This window comes from Bacillus sp. FSL L8-0528 (assembly GCF_038593085.1).
In the GTDB taxonomy this organism is placed as follows: domain Bacteria; phylum Bacillota; class Bacilli; order Bacillales; family Bacillaceae; genus Bacillus; species Bacillus paralicheniformis.
On sequence record NZ_CP151961.1, the window covers coordinates 3457114 to 3477170 of the forward strand.

At 47.5% G+C, this 20057-nt stretch carries 16 protein-coding genes and 1 riboswitch; of the genes, 3 read left to right on the plus strand and 13 right to left on the minus strand.

All coding sequences use genetic code 11. The annotated features are described in order from the left end of the window. Positions 1 to 12: 12 nt before the first annotated feature. The 12 genes from MHI30_RS17725 to sspJ form a co-directional block, all read right to left on the minus strand. Positions 13 to 1503, minus strand: a complete 1491-nt coding sequence (locus MHI30_RS17725; RefSeq protein WP_048350399.1) for an altronate dehydratase family protein — start codon at positions 1501 to 1503, stop codon at positions 13 to 15. Then, complete coding sequence (locus MHI30_RS17730) at positions 1503 to 2966, minus strand: tagaturonate reductase (protein ID WP_048350398.1); 1464 nt, start codon at positions 2964 to 2966, stop codon at positions 1503 to 1505. Before MHI30_RS17730 ends, MHI30_RS17725 begins: the two co-directional genes overlap by 1 nt. A gap of 58 nt (positions 2967 to 3024) precedes the next feature. Beyond that, complete coding sequence (locus MHI30_RS17735; protein WP_048350397.1) at positions 3025 to 4023, minus strand: LacI family DNA-binding transcriptional regulator; 999 nt, start codon at positions 4021 to 4023, stop codon at positions 3025 to 3027. Between the two features lie 80 nt (positions 4024 to 4103). Beyond that, entirely contained in the window at positions 4104 to 5492 is a 1389-nt protein-coding gene (locus MHI30_RS17740) for a glycoside-pentoside-hexuronide (GPH):cation symporter (protein WP_075751365.1), read from the minus strand. Between the two features lie 35 nt (positions 5493 to 5527). After that, on the minus strand, positions 5528 to 6949 hold the full coding sequence (uxaC, locus tag MHI30_RS17745) for a glucuronate isomerase (RefSeq protein WP_048350395.1): 1422 nt from the start codon (positions 6947 to 6949) through the stop codon (positions 5528 to 5530). Positions 6950 to 7123: 174 nt separating this feature from the next. Then, complete coding sequence (locus MHI30_RS17750) at positions 7124 to 8881, minus strand: HAMP domain-containing sensor histidine kinase (RefSeq protein WP_048350394.1); 1758 nt, start codon at positions 8879 to 8881, stop codon at positions 7124 to 7126. After that, positions 8878 to 9606, minus strand: a complete 729-nt coding sequence (locus tag MHI30_RS17755; RefSeq protein WP_020452923.1) for a response regulator transcription factor — start codon at positions 9604 to 9606, stop codon at positions 8878 to 8880. The genes MHI30_RS17750 and MHI30_RS17755 overlap by 4 nt, the downstream gene beginning before the upstream one ends. Positions 9607 to 9777: 171 nt before the next feature. Beyond that, positions 9778 to 10545 (minus strand): ABC transporter ATP-binding protein, encoded by a 768-nt coding sequence (locus MHI30_RS17760; protein ID WP_048350405.1) that lies wholly within the window; start codon positions 10543 to 10545, stop codon positions 9778 to 9780. Between the two features lie 63 nt (positions 10546 to 10608). Next, positions 10609 to 11622, minus strand: a complete 1014-nt coding sequence (locus MHI30_RS17765; protein ID WP_057957803.1) for an iron ABC transporter permease — start codon at positions 11620 to 11622, stop codon at positions 10609 to 10611. Continuing rightward, entirely contained in the window at positions 11622 to 12686 is a 1065-nt protein-coding gene (locus tag MHI30_RS17770; protein ID WP_048350393.1) for an iron ABC transporter permease, read from the minus strand. The genes MHI30_RS17765 and MHI30_RS17770 overlap by 1 nt, the downstream gene beginning before the upstream one ends. Positions 12687 to 12842: 156 nt before the next feature. Then, entirely contained in the window at positions 12843 to 14246 is a 1404-nt protein-coding gene (locus MHI30_RS17775; protein WP_048350392.1) for an amino acid permease, read from the minus strand. 114 nt (positions 14247 to 14360) lie between these two features. After that, positions 14361 to 14537, minus strand: a riboswitch (Lysine riboswitch). A 160-nt stretch (positions 14538 to 14697) separates the two neighbouring features. Beyond that, on the minus strand, positions 14698 to 14838 hold the full coding sequence (sspJ, locus tag MHI30_RS17780; protein ID WP_003185183.1) for a small acid-soluble spore protein SspJ: 141 nt from the start codon (positions 14836 to 14838) through the stop codon (positions 14698 to 14700). Positions 14839 to 15079: 241 nt separating this feature from the next. Here sspJ and MHI30_RS17785 point away from each other — a divergent pair, with 241 nt between their 5' ends. The 3 genes from MHI30_RS17785 to MHI30_RS17795 all read left to right on the plus strand — a co-directional run bounded on the left by MHI30_RS17785 (position 15080) and on the right by MHI30_RS17795 (position 19160). Further along, positions 15080 to 15550, plus strand: coding sequence for a metal-dependent hydrolase (locus tag MHI30_RS17785; RefSeq protein WP_075751367.1), 471 nt, complete (start codon positions 15080 to 15082; stop codon positions 15548 to 15550). A 99-nt stretch (positions 15551 to 15649) separates the two neighbouring features. Next, positions 15650 to 17509: an LTA synthase family protein gene (locus tag MHI30_RS17790; protein ID WP_075751368.1), complete on the plus strand. Its 1860-nt coding sequence runs from the start codon at positions 15650 to 15652 to the stop codon at positions 17507 to 17509. Between the two features lie 199 nt (positions 17510 to 17708). Continuing rightward, positions 17709 to 19160: an MDR family MFS transporter gene (locus MHI30_RS17795; protein WP_075751369.1), complete on the plus strand. Its 1452-nt coding sequence runs from the start codon at positions 17709 to 17711 to the stop codon at positions 19158 to 19160. 39 nt (positions 19161 to 19199) lie between these two features. Here the strand turns inward: MHI30_RS17795 and MHI30_RS17800 are convergent, their stop codons facing one another. Then, complete coding sequence (locus MHI30_RS17800; RefSeq protein WP_075751370.1) at positions 19200 to 20039, minus strand: aldo/keto reductase; 840 nt, start codon at positions 20037 to 20039, stop codon at positions 19200 to 19202. Positions 20040 to 20057 lie beyond the last annotated feature (18 nt).

The window sequence follows — 20057 nt, forward strand, 5'->3', positions numbered from 1 at the left end:
TTACCTCCCCCTTTACAATGTAACGCCTGTTTTAAATATCGCAAGCTCCCTGAAATCGTTTATCTCATTGTTTAGCTGCCTGCCGCCCGCGACTTCGATCAAATATGCTGTCAGCTCTTTCAAAACGTCATCTTCTGACTGATTTTCGAGCACCCTTCCCGCATTAAAATCGATCCAGTGGCGCTTCGCCTCATAAATCGCTGTATTTGTCGAAATTTTCATCGTCGGCACAAAGGTGCCAAAAGGCGTGCCCCGCCCTGTCGTAAATAAAACGATTTGACACCCTGCAGCGGCCAGTGCGGATGAAGCAACAAGGTCATTTCCCGGAGCGCTCAGCAGGTTCAGCCCGTTCTTTTTCAAAACGCCCCCGTATTCCAGAACATCCGTCACCTTTGAAGTGCCGGCTTTTTGCGTACAACCGAGCGACTTATCTTCCAATGTCGTAATGCCGCCTGCTTTGTTGCCCGGAGACGGGTTTTCATAGACAGGCTGCCTGTGATCGATAAAGTACTGTTTAAAATCGTTGATTAAGCGGACGATTTTATGAAACACTTCCTCATTTTCAGCCCGCTCCATCAAAAGCGTTTCCGCTCCAAACATTTCAGGCACTTCTGTCAAAACCGCCGTTCCCCCTTGGGCGATCAGAAAATCGGAGAGCCGGCCGAGCAGCGGATTCGCGGTAATGCCGGAAAATCCATCAGATCCGCCGCACTTCAAACCAATTTTCAGTTCAGAAAGCGGAACATCTTCACGCCGGTCACCTTTTGCATACTCGTAAATTTCTTTTAACAGTTTGACGCCTTCCGTGACTTCGTCTGATACTTCTTGGGAAAGCAGGAACTTGACCCGGCTGTGATCATAATCGCCGAGCGCTTCGCGGAATTCATGGATGCTGTTGTTTTCACAGCCGAGTCCCAGCACAAGGACACCGCCTGCATTCGGGTGTTTGACGGCATTCGCCAAAATCGTTCTCGTGTTGATATGATCATCGCCAAGCTGTGAACAGCCGTACTGGTGCTTTAATACGTGAACGCTTTCAAAAGGGGCGATAGAGCCGACCTCAGCTTTAAATTCTTTGATGATCAGCTCTGCAATGCCATTTACACAGCCGACAGTCGGTACGATCCACAGCTCGTTTCTGATTCCCGTTTTTCCGTCTTTTCGTTTAAAGCCTTTAAATGTGAGCGGTTCTTTTTGATAGCGGTTTTCCGTAAATTTCGGCTTGTAGCTGTATTCTTCGACACCGCCCAAATTCGTTTTCACATTTTTTGTATGCACCCACTCCCCCGTCTGAATCATGTCAGTCGCGTGCCCGATCGGAAAGCCGTATTTGATGACGTCTTCATTTTCAGCGATGTCTTTTAAAGCAAACTTATGGCCTTTCAAAATCGTTTCCTTGATCACGATGGTCCGTTCTCCTGCAGTGACCGTTTCACCGGTCTGCAATTCTCTTAACGCAATGCCGACATTATCTTGAGGATTGATCATCAAGCAGTCTTTCATCACATGTCCCCCAGCTCAGCCATTTGGCTGTTCATCATTTTTTTCAGCGCCTTTCTCATTCCCGTTTGTTTCATGTCCCTTAAATATTCGGTCGTCTTGTCCGTCAATCCGGGCATGTCGTTCAGGTTTTGCCCCCATACTTTTTCAAACCCGAGAACATGGAACGCGATGTTCGAAACGTCTGTCACTTCTGTCCAGAGCCGTTTGAGGAAAGCCAGCACCTCATCGTCGTCAGACAGCGGAATGGCCTCATCTTCCCGTTTTCCTTGGTAAAAATAAATTAAAGCGCTTAAAGCAAATACGGTTCGAGCCGGAAGTTTGCCAGTTCGTTCCGCATATTCCATTAAGACGGGCAAATTTCTGACTTTGAATTTTGCAAAGGAATTTAAGGAAATATCGATCAGCTTGTGACGGATAAACGGGTTTTTAAAGCGGTCGAGAATCTCTTCCGCATAGGCGTCAAGCTCATTGCCGGGCATATCGATCGTCTCGAGCACTTCCCGCTGAATCAGCTCTTTCACAAATGATCCGATAAGCTCGTCTTCAGCCGCTTCACGAACCGTCTCAAGGCCTGCCAAATAAGCGACCGGCGTCATCGCGGTATGGGCGCCGTTTAAGATTCTCACTTTTCTCACCCTGTACGGTGTCACATCTTTGACAAACTCGACATTCAGACCGGCCTCATGAAGCGGAAGCTCGTCTGGAAGCCATTTCGGCCCTTCAATCACGAACAAATGATACGGCTCCGCTGTCACCATCAGGGAATCGCGATAGCCGGCCGCCTCTTCAAGCCGGTGTGCATTTTCTTGCGGGAATCCCGGTACGATCCTGTCCACAAGCGTATTGCAAAACACATTCGCCTCCTCAAGCCAATCGATGAACCCTTGTTCAAGCGCCCATTCGTTCGTATAGCGCATCACAATGTCTTTCAATTTTTTTCCGTTATCTTCAAGCAGCTCACACGGGAGGATGACCAGACCTTTTTCCTTGCTTCCCTGAAAAGTCAGATATCGTCTGTATAACAGTGCAGTCAGCTTCCCCGGATAGCTTTTCTGCGGACGGTCGGACAGCCGGTCTTCCTCGATATAAATGATGCCGGCCTCTGTCGTATTTGAAAAGACAAAGCGCAAATCCGGCAGATCGGCCAGCTCCATAAATTCATCATAGTGTTCATAGCTGCTGACGACTCTGCTGATTGTTGTAATGACAGCAGAATCGCGAACCTCCCGTCCTTCCCGGAAACCTTCAAGATAAAGCGTGTAAAGCCCATCCTGCTCTTGAAAGGCCGTTACTGAACCGCGGCGCGGAGGCACGACGACGGCGCTGCCGTTAAAATCGGTTTCTTCATTCAATCTATGAATCTGCCAGTCAATAAACCCCCTCATAAAATTACCTTCCCCGATTTGCAAAATCCGTTCGGGACGGCTCGGCTTAGACCTTATCCGTTTGGACAGCCTCTCCATTTCAATTCCCTCCTCATTTTTGCACACGTTCACATTTTATAGCGCATCAAAAATGATGCTATAGATGCTTAACTGAATTGCGAATGATCAGCTCCGTGCCGATGAGCGTCTGCCTGCCTTCTACCTGCGGATTTTCGATCAGTGACAACAGGCTTTCCGCACCAAGCATGCTGATTTTTTCCGTCGGTTTTTTTACCGTCGTCAATGACGGTGTCGTATACGCCGAAAATCCGCTATCGTCAAAACCGATGATCGACATATCGTCAGGACAGCGTTTCCCGTTTGCATAAAGGGCGTTCATCGCGCCGATCGCCATATCATCATTGGCGCAAAACAGGGCTGTCGGAGGGTTCTTCAGTTTCAGCAGCGTTTCAGCCGCGCGAAAGCCGCTTTGCATCGTATAATCACCTTGAACGAGGTATTCGCCGGGCATGTCAAGATTTGAGTCGCGAAGCGCGCGAAGAAAGCCTCCTTTTCTTTCTTGAGACGATTTAAAACCTTCTTTCCCCTGCACCATGGCGATCCGTCTGTGGCCGTTTTTGATCAAGTATGAAGCAGCGAGGAAAGCGCCCTCGTGTTCATTCGCCAAAATATTGACGACGGAGTGCCCTTCGATTTTTCTGTTCAGCACGACGACCGGAATATTCTGTTTGAGGACATGCTCAATAAAAGCCTGGTCCTGTTCGCTTTGGCTGATTAAAATCATGCCGTCATAGCGGTTGCGGTGAATGGATGACAAATCATGATAATCGTCAATCCCCCTGACAACCATATTATAGTTTTCATCGATCACCTTGTTGACGCCGCGCAAGATGTCTGCAAAGAAGCTTGAAGACGTCCCGTCTGTCAGGCTTGTTAAAAACAGGCCGATCGTAAAAGACTTTTGCGTAACAAGGCTTTTCGCATTAAAATTCGGTTTATAATTCATTTCGGCTGCGATGTCGAGTATTTTCTTTTTCGTGTTCTCTTTTATCAGCGGACTGTTGTTCAGCGCTCTAGATACTGTGGTGTGCGATACATTCGCCAGCCTGGCGATATCTTTAATCGTTACTGACATTGTTTTTTTACCCGCCTTTTCCTGCTGTTGTTACCATCAGTTTACCATATCAAAAGCGCTTTTTAGAAAGTGAAATTCCGCTATGGTCTCGCTTCGATTTCCGCGATCATTTCGGCGTGCTTCTGATCTGTCAGACGGTACAGGTAGCCGAGAACAAGAATGGCCGCCGTCAGCGCCGCTGCTGGATACAAAAGGAGTATTGCTTTAATGCCGAGCAGCGTCCCCGCTTTTTGGGTCGCATTCGGCACATAGCCGATAATGCTGAGACCGATCCCTGACAGGAAGCCGGAGAGCGACTGAGCCAGCTTTCTCGAAAAGTTAAACAGCGAGTATACCGTTCCTTCTTTCCGTTCCCCTGTTCTCCACTCGCCGTAATCGATCGCGTCTGATACGAATGCCCAGGTGATACCGTTCGGAATGCTGATGCCGATGAAGGCGATGCTTGCGAGAATCGTAAAAACAAAGACATTGCCCGGTACGAAAAAATTGATCAGATCCGCACAGACAGAAACCGCGAGCCCCAAAATAGCGGTATGCTTTTTCCCGAACAGCTTCACGAGCTTCGGCAGCATGATGACGCCGATAAAGGATGAGCCGATGATGATAAAGTTCATGTAGGCCATCAGTTCGGCGTTGCCGAGGTTATACTGCGCGAAATAAATCAGCATCGCGGATTTAAGGTTATAGGCTGAAATCGTAAAAATGGTCATGAATATAAGCGTAAGGAGCGGTTTATTCGTAAAAAACGTCTTTGATATTGCTTTGAATGTCACTTTTTCCTGTTTGTACTTCTCATCTTTTACGACAATCCGTTCCTGGCAGTTTCTATAGCAAATGTAGAAAAACAACACACCGAGAAAAGACATCAGCCCCATGACGACCGGATAGGCAACCGCAGGATTGTCAAACCTGACGATCATCGGAATGACAACAATGCTCGTCACAAACAGGGCGCCCAGTGAGCCGGCCTGTCGAAAGGAAGCAAGTGAAGTTCTTTCCACCGAGTTTTGCGTCATGGCCGCCCCGAGCGAGCCATAAGGGATGTTGACAAAGGAATAGCCGAGGCCCCAAAGCATGTATGACGCATAAGCGTATATGAGTTTGCCCGTCGGTGACAGATTCGGCGAGATGAAAGTCAATATCGTCAAAATCGCGAGCACAAAGCTTCCGTAAAGCAAATACGGCCTGAATTTGCCTTTCGGCCCGATATTCTTCCTGTAGTCGATCGATGTTCCCACAATCGGATCGACAAAAGCGGCGAAAAGTTTGCTCACAAGAAAAATGCCTCCGGCTGCCGCCGCCGGAATACCGGCAACATCCGTAAAAAACTTCAGAAGATAGAGCTGTCCAAGGTCAAACATAAATCCGTTCCCAAAATCTCCAAAACCGTAAGAAATCTTTTCTTTTAAACTTAATTTCTCTTGAGTGACGGCGACTGTTTCGGTTTGTTTGTTCGTCGATATTTCCATGAAAAAGCAGCTCCTCTGCTAGCCAATTTGTGAATCTAAGCTTTCAAACGATCTTTCACTTCAAACTGGAAATAGTGTTTTGCATTTTCGTAGCAGATCCCTTTGACGATCCGGCCCAGCAGCTCGATATCATCCGGCGCTTCGCCGTTTTCAACCCATGTGCCGATGACATCGCAGAGCAGGCGCCTGAAATATTCATGTCTTGTGTAGGAAAGAAAGCTGCGCGAATCAGTCAGCATACCGATAAAACGGCTCAATAGTCCGATGTTGGCGAGCGATTTCATTTGTTCGAGCATGCCGTCTTTCGTATCGTTGAACCACCAGGCGGTGCCATGCTGGATTTTCCCCGGTATCCGGCCGTCCTGGAAGCTTCCGCAAAGGCTTGAAATCACGACGTTGTCTCGCGGATTTAAAGAATACAAGATCGTTTTTGGCAGCGCGTCTTTTCGGTCAAGAGAATCGAGAAAGCTGCACAAAGGCTTTGCGATGTCCTGATCATTAATCGCATCATATCCCGTATCAGGCCCGAGCTTCAGGTACATTTTGCTGCTGTTGTTTCGGAGGGTGTTAATGTGAAGCTGCATCGCCCAGCCCTTCTCCGCATAGCATGTTCCCAAATAGTGCAGGGTGAAGGATTTAAATTTGCACTCTTCCTCAGGCGAGGCGGCTTCTCCGTTCATCACCTTTGCAAAAATCGGGCGCACTTCGCTTTCATCTGTTTCCGTGTACATCATTTGATTGATGGCATGATCCGATATCCGTCCGCCTGCTTCATGGAAAAAGTCAATTCTGTTTTTAAGCGCTTTCAAAAAATCGTCGTAATTTCCTATCTTCATAGCGCTTGCTGCTTCAAGCTTGCTCACCCAGGCGGCAAAGCCTTCTTGATTGATTTCCAGCGCCTTGTCTGGCCTAAATCCGGGTAAAACGCTTACATTAAAGTCTTCATCTTTCAGCTTCACATGATATTCAAGACTGTCTGCCGGGTCATCTGTCGTGACAACCGTTTCAACGTTTGATTTTTCAATCAAGTCTCTGGCGCCGAATCCTTCTCCGGTCAGCTGTTCGTTCACCCGCTCCCAAATATGCGGCGCGCTCTTTTCGTCAAGCCGTTCATCGATGCCGAAAAACCTCCTCAGTTCCAAATGGGTCCAATGATAAAGCGGGTTTCCGATCGTCATCGGAACCGTTCTTGCCCAGGCGCTGAATTTCTCTTCGTCTGATGCATCTCCTGTAATAAACTCTTCGGATATTCCATTGGCCCGCATTGCTCTCCACTTGTAATGATCCCCGTACAGCCACACTTCGGTCAGGTTTTTAAACGTTTTGTTTTCGTAAATTTCCTTTGGACTCAAGTGGCAGTGGTAGTCGATGATCGGCATCCCTTTAGCATACTGGTGGTACAACACTTTCGACGTTTCATTCGTTAAAAGAAAATCGTCATTCAAAAACGGCTTCATAAAATCCCCACCTTTCTTTATTTAATGTTAACGTTAACATTTTCATTGGCAAATATGATGTGAACGTTAACATTTAATCTTATTTTATACTAACCTCGCCTTCTTTTCCATTATTTTCTCAACATAAAAGAAGCCTAAAGGCAATAACCTTTGGCTTCTTCTTTTTCATACCGCTTATTTTGCGGCTTTAGGGTTTTTCTTAAATTCCATCGTAATTTCCGTCCCGCGTCCTGTCCGGCTGTCAACTGCGATGCAGCCGTCGTGCAGGTGAACAAGTTCCAAAGAAATGGCAAGGCCGAGACCGCTTCCTTCTGTCGCATCTTTTGTATGCGTTCCCCTGTAGTAGCGGTTGAATAAATTTGAGACGGTTTCAGAGTCCATGCCTCTTCCGTTGTCTTGAATTTTAAGAATAATATATTGCTTGGTTTCTTCAAGGATCACCTTGATGTCAGTGCCTTTTTTGTTATGCTTGACGGCGTTGGCGAGGAGGTTTTCCAAGACTCTTCTGAACCAGCCTCTGTCTATCGCAAACTCGGTATCTTCTTGCGTATATTCAAAAGAAACGTTGTACCCTTCCGAAAACGAATGGCGCTTAAACTCCTCAACGAAGCTTTTTAAAAACGGCACGAGCCTCACTGTCTGGCGTTTAATCGGCAAGGCGTCGTTTTTCAGCCTGTACGTCAAGTTCAAGTCTTCGATTAGCTGTGACATGTAGTCCGACTTTTCTTTCATCGCCTGGCCGATTTCGCGGATTTCCTCTTTTGACCACTCATAGTTTGGAGACTCCAGCATCATGCTGTAGCCGTAAATCGTGCTGAGCGGCGTTTTTAAGTCATGGGAGAGCCCTGCGATCCATTCCTCCCGGGTCGTTTGGATTTTCTTGCGGTTTTGCTCGTCTTTTTTCAGCGTTTCCGTCAGCTGCTCCATCGATTCAAACACTTCTGTGAACAGCCGGTACGGCTGTTTTCGCTTCCCTTTTTTGTTCCGGCTTCGCGGGCGGCCTTTCCGGTTTCTCGGTTCTTCAAATCGCCCTTTTGAAAGGTTGACGATCCATTTAATCGTATGGATGATCGGCATGCCGAATCTGAAAGAATACCAAATGGTCATAGAAGACATCAGTAAGATCAGAACGCCGATCACGATGAGAACGATTTTTAAAGCGAGCCCGATCATCGTCCTGTTGAACTCATGATCCGGATTAAAAATCGGGTTCGGCGTAGCGGCGATCAGCCATTCTGTCGCGCTTAATCGCCTGTATGAAAACTCGTGCTCGTAGTTCCACGGCTTTGATCCGTATTTTAAAAGCTCCAGCTCAGTGATGCCCTGGCTGTAATCTATGTCCTGATAGAGCGAGTTCAACATTTTCCCTTTTTCGCTGAACAGATAAACCGATCCTTTGTTTTTCTTAATGAAATCAAGCGTGCTTTTTTTATAGGAAGAAAGGTCCGCCATATCCTTTTCTTCCTTTTCCAAATAGGACAGGATCGTATCGCTTTTCGATTCCCAGCCGAATAAAATCACATAGTCTTCATCATTGAAATTGGCAGACCAGAAATTGACTTGATATTTTTTGATTCTTTTTTTGTCAAAAACTGATACGAGGTCTTCCCTGTGGTACTGCCTCTGAATTTCCGGAGGAAGACGGTAGGAATAAACGGTCTTCTCCTTGCCGTCTAATATTTGAAGCCAGCCTCCCTGTTTGTCGATCGCCGATTTCAAGATATCTTCAATCTGCCAATTGTTATTGTCATCCACACTGACCCAGCTTTCAAACGTGTCTGATGTGGCTTTTGCCAAGCCTGTATCCGCCTCGCTCTCGCTTAACCGGAGAGCGAAAAAGATGAAGGATAACAGCAGCGTGGCAAGGACAAGACCGAGAATCAGGAAAATCTGGCTGACAAAATGGAGGACGAGCTTTCCTCTCAGCTTCATCCTTCGCTCTCTTTTCTTGCAGGATTGGGAACGAACTTATAGCCAAGACCGCGAATCGTGACGATATATTCGGGGCTGCTCGGGTCTTTTTCGATTTTCTCCCTCAGTTTTCTGATATGTACCATAACGGTGTTGCTGTCTCCGTAAGATGGAACGCCCCACACTTTTTCATAAATTTGGTCCTTGGAAAGCACCCTGTTCGGATGATCGCAAAAATATTGCAGAAGCTGGAGAAGCTGCGCGGAGCAGCTGACCGTTTCTCCGTCCACGATCAGCTCCGCAAAATCGGGATGAAATGTAAACCGTTCATATTCGTAGGCTGAAGATACCGAAGCAGCCGCGACTTCTTTATGTATATACGTTCTTTTTAAATGCGCTTTAATCCTGGCGATTAATTCCAGAGGATTAAAAGGTTTTGTAATATAATCATCGGCTCCGTAGGCAAAACCTGACAGTTTATCGAGGTCGGATGTCTTCGCCGTCAAAAAGAAGATCGGGGCGTTGGTGTGCCGCCTGATTTCAGGGGATACGTCAAATCCTGTCTGTCCCGGCATCATGACATCGAGAAGTATTAAGTGCACGGTATCCTTTTTCACGATGTCGAGCGCTTCTTCTGCGCTGCTCGCGGTCAGTACTTCTGAAAATCCTTCCTTCGTGAGGACGCGCTTGACCATTTGAACAATGGCGTCTTCGTCATCCACAATCAAAATTGTCGCATTTTCCAAAATCCTTCTTTCCTTTCTGTCTATATCATGTTTTGATATCCTCATCTTACCATCTATTATATCTTTATCGGCACCAGTTTTCTGATTTTAAAGTAAAAATAAACTTTTTTAGAAATGATTTTTTACTTTACGAAATCATGGAATAAAAAAACAGACATCGTCTGATGTCTGTCAGCCGGTTGCCAGCCTCTGATCCTCTTCTTTTTTCAATAGATCATAAGTCAGGCACACCGGTTTTCCTGTTCGCGGGTCTAAAATAATTTCAGCATCAATCTGAAACACCTTTTTCAATACCTCTGATGTCATGACTTCATGAGGAGCGCCCTCTTTGACAATCGCACCGGAGTTCAGCGCCACCATGTGATGGGCAAAGCGGGAGGCATGGTTGAGGTCGTGAATGACCATCAAAATCGTTCGGCCTTCTTCTTTGTTGAGCTTTTCCAGCAGTTGCAGAATTTCAAGCTGGTGCGCCAAATCCAAATAGGTTGTCGGTTCGTCGAGCAGCAAGAGCTCCGTTTCCTGGGCAAGAGCCATCGCAATCCAGACGCGCTGGCGCTGTCCCCCGGAAAGGGCTTCGATCGGCCGGTCATAAAAAGGCAGCATACCTGTCACTTCGAGAGACCATTCAACCATGCGGCGGTCATCGGCCGAGAGCCTGCCCATTCCCTTTTGATGAGGAAAACGGCCGTAAGAAACGAGCTCATATACGGTCAGACCGCCTGGCGCCTCAGGGGTCTGCGGAAGAATCGCCATCTGTTTGGCTATATCTTTCGTCGACATTTGGTGGATCGCTTTGCCGTTTAAATAAACGGCGCCCGTTCTCGAACGCTGTATGCGTGCCATCGTTTTTAATATGGTTGACTTGCCGCACCCGTTCGGACCGATCATGGTCGTCACTTTTCCTTTTGGTATGTGGAGGTTTAAGTTTTCGACTATCATCTGTTCTCCGTAGCCGATCCCCAGGTTGTTTGTTGAAAGAGACACCTTGCACCCTTCCCTTCTTTAATTTGTTTTCATGAGCAAATAGATAAAGTACGGCGCGCCTAAAGCGGCAATGACTAACCCTACGGGAATTTCCGAAGGCGCCAGTATCATTCTTCCGATTAAGTCCGCCAGCAAAAAGAGCAATGCTCCGGTCAACGCGGAAGCCGGGATTAAAAGCTGATGCTTCGGCCCGACAAGCCTTCTGGCAATATGCGGAGCCACAAGACCGAGAAACGTAATATTCCCTCCAGCCGCTACACACGCGCCGCTCAGCGCCGCTGCCGACAGAAGCAGTGTGCGCCGCTCCTTTTCAACTGCCGTTCCAAGCCCTGTTGCGAGCTGATCGCCGAGACTCAGCACGTTTAAATAGCGCGCTTTGTAAAGGATAAAAGGAAGCAGCACGACAATCCAGGGCAGCACGGCCGAGACAAAACTCCAGTTCGAACTCCATATATTTCCTGACAGCCAAACAGCCGCCTGCATAAAGTCATTCGGGTCCATTTTCAGCTGCAGCATTAAGATGGCCGCCGAGAAAGCCGCATTCACTCCGATGCCGACCAGAACGAGGCGTATGGGACTCAAGCCTTTTTTCCACGCCAGCAAATAGATGGAAACGACTGCAAAGCAGGCTCCCAAAAATGCGAAAATCGGCAGGGAAAAAACGAATCCTTTTTGCAGATTGCCAACATCTCCCTGAAAATAGAAGATGAACAGCACAACGGCAAAACCTGCTCCCGTATTGATGCCCAATATCCCCGGATCGGCCAGGTCATTCCGCGATATCCCCTGCCAGACGGCTCCGGAGACAGCAACTCCCGCACCGATCAGCATGGCGAGGACCATGCGCGGCAAACGGAATTCAAATAATACAAGTTCATCCTGCGGCGTTCCGAAGCCGAACAGTGTTTTCAATGTATCAAGCGGGGCGATGCGGATTTCTCCCATGTTCATGCTTAGTAAAAACACGGCGACCGTCAGCACGGCCATGACGAGCATCACCGCAGCCGCCCGTCTGTTGTTTTTCTTGAGCATTACAGTCCACTCCTTTCCCTGCGGGCCAGATAGAGAAAGAATGGTACGCCGACAAGCGCCGTGACTGCTCCGACAGGTGTTTCGAACGGCGGGTTGACCAGCCTCGCCGCAATATCCGCATAGATCAGCAGGACGGCGCCAAGCACCGCTGAGCATGGAATGATCCAGCGGTAATCAACCCCGACCAGAAAGCGGGTAATATGCGGAATGATCAATCCGATAAAACCGATTGCCCCGGCAACGGACACAGCGGCACCCGTCAGCAGAACAACCGACACGATTCCGATCGCTTTAACCGTCTTCGTATATTGACCGAGCCCTTTCGCCAGCTCCTCTCCCAAGCTTAGAACCGTAATGGAACGGGCGATGACAAAAACGACGGCCAAACCGAGCGCTGCCGCCGGAACCAACAACTGAATGCTGATCCATTTCGTGCCAGCGACACCTCCGGCATACCAAAAACTGACGTCGCGCGCCACATCAAAATGGATCGCGATGCTCGTAGAAAGAGCGCTCAGAAACGTGCCGACAGCCGTACCGGCCAAAGCCAGCTTTACAGGTGTAAGACCGCCTTTTGAAAACATTCCGATCGCAAAAACGAGCCCCGCTCCAAGACCCGCTCCGGCAAACGACCAGATCATCAGCCCGACCGATGAGGTTCCCGGAAAAAAAGCAAACGCGACAGCAATTGCGAAAGCTGACCCGTGCGTGACGCTCATAATTTCCGGCGATGCGAGTGGGTTTCTCGTCATCCCCTGCATCACGGCTCCGGAAACCGCCAAGCAGGCGCCCACAAGAGCCGCACTTACCGTCCTTGGCAGTCTGAGTTCCTGAATAATTTGATGGGCCGTATTTTTCGCATCAAAATGAAAAATGGCGTCCCAAACAGTTCCAAGCTTTATATCAGCCGCACCGAGCGCAATCGATAATGCGGCGCCAAACAGCAGCAGCATGATTCCGCCGGCCAGGACAAAAACAGCTCCGAGCGGACGGCTGATCGGTCTCTGTTCCTCATCACGGCCATCCGTGCTGTTGATACGATGTATGTTTTTGTAAGAACTCACTCGATGCCATTCCTTTCGATCTTTTTAACCGATAACGATTATCATTTTCATTTTATAGTATAACAGGCCTAAGCGGAAATTTTAATCAAAAATTTCGGCGGGAATCAAAAAGCCAGCCGATCTTCTGCTAAAAGACCCGGCTGGCAAAGAACTTTATCACACTTGATTATTTTTGAACTTTTTGTAGACGAACGGGTATATCGCAAGACCGACGAAAAACAGCCCGATTCCCAAGATAAAGGTGGTCAAGTCAGAGGTACCTGAAACGATGACCCATAAAGAATACGCCAGAGCAGCCAAAGCGATGATGCCGTCCCCTGTTCTTGAACCTTTCAGTTCGCCGTATGTCTCCCCTTTGAGGATGAGCTTCAAGCTGAAAACAGCCGCCACAAGATAAGGCACAAGGTAAGCGAGCGTCGCCGACGTTGTTAAAAACGTAAAGGCCTCGCTGATCGTTCCCGAAACCGTTGAGAAAATAAAGATCTGCGACATCACGTTTGTGACGATCAATGAATTGACCGGGCTTCCCTTTTTGTTCGTTTTCGCAAAGAAAGCAGGAAAATCACCGGCCTTTGCCGCCTGATACGGAACCTCTGCGCCGATTAAAATCCAGCCGAGCATCGATCCGAACAAAGAAACGATTGCCAAGACCGCCATAATCACGCTGCCAAAGCTGCCGATGATCACGTGCAGCACATCAACGAACGGTTTATCCGATGCCTGGAGCTGATCGTGCGGGATGACGCCCATCGTTATTAAAGTGATGACCATATAAATGCCGAGCGCAATTAACAGTCCGGTAATCGTCGCGCGTTTGACATCGCGCTGGGATGATGCGCGCCCTGATAAGATCACCGCAGACTCGATGCCGACAAACGCCCACAGCGTTGAAATCGCCGCATTGTGAACCTGTCCGCCCAGCCCAATACTTTTGCCTTCTGATTCGATAGGAAAATAAAATGATTCGAATAAAGCCGTCTGAAAAACGAACAAACCTGCAACAATAAACAGGACAAACCCAAGCACTTTGGAAAAAGTCGCTAAAAAGTTCAGTTTACCCGCTCCATTTATGCTGGAGACTAAGATGAAATGCGTCCCCCATAACAAAATTGTACATACGATAAATGTCAAGAGCTGGCCGAGTGTAACGGGGTGGCCGCCGAGTTCAATCAGCTCGCGTCCGTCAGTTAAGATCGGCAGGAAAGTCGTCAAATAGCCTGCAAGGCTTGTAATGATGGCGACGTTGCTGATCCAGCTTGCCACCCAATACCCCCATACCATTGTAAAACCTGCCGCATTCCCTTTTTTAGGGGCTGAGAATAAAGCTCTTGCATAGCTTTGCGGACCTGCTTTAAGATCCGGGCGGCGAATGGATAAATGACCGAATACAAGGGCGATCATCAGCACCCCCGCACCCGTCACCAGCCATGCCGCCGTTACGCCGAACGGGCTTGCCGTCTGGGCGAGTGTGCTGGGGAGCATAAAAATCCCTGAGCCGACCATATTGCCGACAACAAAAGCGGTAAGAAGCCAGAAGCCCCATTTTTTTGTCTGTTCCATAAGATATAACCTCCGAGCATTTTATAAAAAATATGCCGGACCAGACCGTGAGATCATTCAAAATAAAAAAAGCATGAACAAAAGTCCATGCTTTGGTTAAACATACACTCTTGATCTCCGGATAGCCCTCCGCGGGAAAACCCGCGGCAGTCCTGCACTTATTCAATGCAGACCCAGCATAAAGAATGAATGGCTTCCTTATGCTTCGGCGCTGATGCCTTTTGCATATGATCATCGGCCCCATCAGCCTCACACATGCGACTCATCATCCGCGCAACCTCTACCTCACTAAGAGTTAAGAGTGAGGATTTATCACATATTCTGAAAAGAGGTTACCAGAGAAATTTTAATCTGTCAAAGGGAAGTGATGGAAAAAACGGACAGCCGCGCCAAAAGGCCGCCTGTTTTGGCAGCCTTCTGTAGAATGGAAGACGGCGCTTCCATCTGGCATTTATCGGTTGTTTTTCTTTTTGTTGACCGCCTCTTGCAAAGGGTCTCCTTTCAGCGCTTGTCCTGCGTCTTCAAGCGCCCCCCGAACGGCGTTTTGGTCCTTTTCCTTATTTCCTCTATCTTTATTAAAGAAAATACCCAAATGAATCACCTCTTTAAAAATGTGGTACAATTTTAATTTGGCTTATCATTTTAAAATTATGCAGAACCTTGGAGTGTGTTTTTCAACTGAAAACACCATATTTTAGATGAAAACGTGCCGATTGCCTCAAGAAAATGCGGTTTTTCAGCTGACAAGTTGTCACCATCTGTCTTGAAGGCCGTCAGAACTCTTGATATAGTTTTCATTAGGAAATTGTTATAGGTCTTAAAGGAGAAGCGATATGACAGGAAAAACACACATCATGGGAGGGGTCGCTTCTTGTACGGCTGCTGCTTATTTTTACGGATATGATCCTGTGTTCATGACAGCTTCGGGTGTTATCGGAGCATTGATTCCGGATATTTGCCATACAAAAAGCAAGATCGGCAGAAGGCTTCCGATTTTATCAGCAGTGATCAGTTCTGTCTTCGGGCACAGGACGTTTACACACAGCCTGCTCTTTTTGCTCATCACGGCATTTGCGGCACATTTATATTTTGCAGATCAGAGCATACTTGTCGGATTGATGGCCGGAATGGCGAGCCATCTGCTCCTTGATGCCGGGACTGTAAACGGCATCAAACTTTTCTTTCCGTCCGCCATTAAGGTTCGGCTCCCCCTTTATATTAAAACCGGCGGGAAGGCAGAACAAGGCGTTCTTGCTGTGCTCACCGTTGTGTCGTGCTATTTTATTGCGAACTTGATCGCCTGACGAAAGAGACGGTTTGACCGATTGCTATATTGTGCTTTTTTTAGTCATTTTATCTTGGTGTTCTTTACCTGCGGGGATTATATGTGAGGAGCTATTTATATGAAAGAACAATTTTTTAAAAAGCAGTGGTTTTTATGCCTGTCCATATTTTTTATGTGGATGAAGACGTACTTCATCTACAAGCTGGGCTTTAATTTACAAATCGACAACGCACTTCAGGAACTGATCCTGTTTATCAACCCGCTTAGCTTTCTCATCCCTGTACTCGGCATCAGCCTCTTTTTTCGCGAAAAAACGCAGCGCTTCTATTTAATCGGGGCTAATGTCGTCCTGACGGGCATCTTGATTGCAAACAGCATTTTTTATGGTTTCTACATCGATTTCATCACCATTCCCGTCCTGTTCCAGGCAAAAAACCTCGGGGGGCTTGGAAGCAGTTTTCAGGAGCTGTTCAATCCGGTTTTCATCGCGCTTTTCCTGGACCTGGCTCTCATGGTCTGGCTGGCGAAAACGCGCGAAAGAACCGGCAAAAAGCTTTCCGTTAAAGCCGTTAAGATCTACTATGCGGCAGCCGCCGGAACGGTGCTGTTTAATCTCGCCCTGTCGGAGCTGGATCAGCCGAAGTTTTTAAGCTACTCCTACGACAGGGAAGTGCTTGTAAAAAACATCGGCTTATATCAGTTTCATCTGTTGGACGGCATTTCACAGACCTTTAATTTGACACAAAAAGCGGTCGCTGATGAAAACAGCCTGGCAACGATCGAGAACTACACAAACGCCGACTACAGCAAACCGAACCAAGATATGTTCGGGATAGCCGAAGGACGAAACGTCATCTTTGTAACGCTTGAATCCACTCAGACATTTGTCATCAATGAAAAGGTGAACGGCCAGGAAATCACGCCGTTCTTGAACAAATTCATTCAAAAAAGCTATTATTTCGACCATTTTTATCAGCAGACCGAACAGGGAAAAACGTCCGATTCGGAATTCATTGTCGCCAATTCGCTCTATCCGTCTCTAAGCGGTTCGGTGTTTTTTACGAAGAGCGAAAATGCGTACAATTCGATGTATAAAACACTGGCGAACCACGATTACAGAACATCGGTTTTCCACGCCAACCATAAAAAATTCTGGAACAGGGACGTTATGTACAAAGCCCTTGGCATCGACAGCTTTTATGACGTCTCCCATTTTCATGTGACACCTGAAAATTCAACGGGCTGGGGGCTGAAGGATAAGGAGTTTTTAACGCAATCGGCCGACTTGATGAAAGACTTGCCGCAGCCCTTTTACAGCAACCTGATCACATTGACGAATCACTTTCCGTTCCAAATTGATGATAAGGATAAGCTGATCGATGAATACGACTCGGACAGTGAGATTTTAAATCGGTATGTCACGACTGTACGCTATGAAGACGAATCATTGAAGCATTTCATTGCAAAACTGAAGAAAAACGGCCTTTACGACAATTCCGTGATCGTCTTCATGGGGGATCACTACGGCATATCAGAAGCGCACAACGATGCGCTGGCTCAATTTTTGGGCAAAGACGAAATCACCCCTTACGATACCGTTCAGCTGCAGCGTGTGCCGCTGATTATCCACATTCCGGGGGTAACGGATCAAGACCCGAAAACGATATCTGAAACAGGCGGCCAGATTGATGTGAAACCGACATTGCTCCATTTGCTCGGAATTGATACAAAAGGCATGATTCAATTCGGTAATGACCTGTTTTCGAAAGAAAGAATGCCTTTCGCTGTGTTAAGAAACGGCAGCTTTATAACAGATGATTATATCTACACGAAAAATACGTGCTACAGCAAAAAAACCGGGGACATGATCAACGACAGAGAGGACAAATGCGGCCCGCTCATAGAGAAGGCGAATCAAGAGCTTTCCCTTTCCGATAAGATTATTAACGGTGATTTGCTGAGATTTTATAAAAAATAATCCGTCCCCTTTAAGCCGGATTCCCCCGGCTTAAAGGGGCTGTTTAAATTGAGGGACAGCTGGGTATTATATACCGAATGTTAAAAATGAACTTGCGGTTTTGCGGTTCCTTCGTTACCCTAAATAAAAAGAGAAGTTATTTCGGTTACCGATTATTTCATAAAGTGTTATAAAAAATGATAAATAAGAAGGTTTTAATATGAGTGAAACACAGCATAAGACAAATCAACTGCCGATTGTTGCCGTCTTGATTATGGGGACTTTTATCGCCATTTTGAATCAGACGCTATTGACGACGGCTTTGCCTCCGATCATGAGGGACTTAAACATTACGCCGGGGCTTGCCCAATGGCTGACGACCGTTTTTATGCTCGTGAATGGGATCATGATTCCAGTTACGGCTTTTTTAATTGAAAAATTCACGACGAGAAAGCTGTTCATGGCGGCAATGTCTTTATTTACGGCTGGGACTTTGATCTGCGCCTTGTCATTCAGCTTTTCGGCGCTGATTGTAGGACGCGTCGTCCAGGCGGCCGGCGCGGGCATTATGATGCCATTGATGCAGACGGTGCTTTTATTGATTTTCCCAAAAGAAAAGCGCGGATCAGCGATGGGAATGGTCGGGCTTGTGATTGCCTTCGCTCCCGCTGTCGGACCGACCTTGTCAGGCTGGATCGTCGATCGCTACCCTTGGGAAGTATTGTTTTACCTGTTGCTTCCGTTTGCCGTTATCGACATGATTGCCGCACACTTTATTTTAAAAAATGTCACCGAACAGACGTCGCCTAAGATGGATGTCACTTCCATCATATTGTCTTCACTTGGCTTCGGCGGCATTTTGTACGCCTTCAGCAGCGCCGGTGTTGCGGGCTGGACGGGTGCGGACGTGTTGGCCGGCTTCGCGGTCGGCAGTGTTACGCTGTTTTGGTTCATTTGGAGGCAGCTCCATTTGGAAGAACCGATTTTGGAGTTCAGGGTATTTAAATATCCGATGTTTACACTTGCGACGATTATCGGGATGGTTGTCTTTATGTCGATGATCGGAGCGGCGACGATCGTGCCGATGTATATGCAGGATATGCGCCATTTCACAGCGATGGAATCGGGAATGATGCTGTTTCCGGGAGCTGTAGTGATGGGGCTGATGTCTCCGATTACCGGAAGAATTTTTGATAAAATCGGCGCGCGGATCTTGAGCATCACCGGTTTAACGGCGATCTTCGTGACCACATTGCTCTTGACCCATCTGACAAAGACGACGCCTTTTGCGTATTTGTCTGTCGTCTATGCGATTCGGATGGTCGGCATGGGGATGGTGCTCATGCCTGTTACAACAGCCGGCTTGAACCAGCTACCGCGCCATTTGATTCCTCACGGAACGGCCATGAACAATACGATGAGACAGATGTCCGGATCGATCGGGACGGCTGTTCTCATCACCATCATGACACAGCGTGCGCTTGCTGATCCTGCCGGTCCGTCTTCGGATACGGCGATGATTCACGGCGTCAATCTGGCGTTTATGACCGCGGCCGCATTGTCGGGAATCGGATTGGTTCTCTCATTCTTTATTAAGCAGCACCGCCGCGGACGGCTCGACGGCAGCAGAAGGAAACAAGCGAAAGGCCGCTTGGCCATTCATGAAAAATAATAAATCCCGGGTTTTTATGAACCCGGGATTTTCTTATGCTTATTCGAATCCGTGAACCATTGTGTCAGGATCGGGACCGACGCGCTCATCTTTGTTAAGAGCGTTGATTTTTTCGACATCTTCCGCTGTTAATTCAAAGTCAAATATGTCGGCATTTTCAATAATGCGGTGCTCTTTGATTGACTTCGGAATGGTGACGACTTCATTTTGCAAATCCCAGCGCAGGATGACTTGAGCGACGGATTTGTTGTATTTTTTAGCGATGTCAGTCAGCACTTGATCATCGAGGAGTTTTCCCTGCATGAGCGGAGACCATGCTTCCACCTGAATGCCCTGTTTTTTGCAGTAGTCTCTGAGTTCAGCCTGAGTCAGCCGCGGATGGAACTCAACCTGATTGACCATCGGTTTAATTTCCGCATCTTCCAATAAGCTTTCCAAATGGTGCACATTGAAGTTGCTGACGCCGATCGCTTTCACTCTGCCGTCTTTGTACAGCTTTTCTAGTGCGCGCCACGTATCTTTATATTTGTCTTTTCCAGGCCAATGAATCAAATATAAATCAAGGTAGTCAAGGCCGAGTTTTCGAAGGCTTTCATCAAAAGCCGCCAATGTTTTTTCATATCCCTGATCGCTGTTCCAAACCTTTGACGTGATGAAAAGCTCTTCGCGGGGAACGCCTGCTTCTTTAATCCCTTTGCCGACGCCTTCTTCGTTTTGATAGATAGCGGCTGTGTCAATGCTCCGGTATCCGTTTTTAATGGCTGCTTTCACAGATTCTACGACTTGGCTGCCTTCTTCCACTTTGAAAACTCCGAGTCCGAACCATGGCATTTTCACACCGTTATGTAATGTCACAGTATCCTTTAAACTGCTTACCATTTTGAACGACCACCTTTC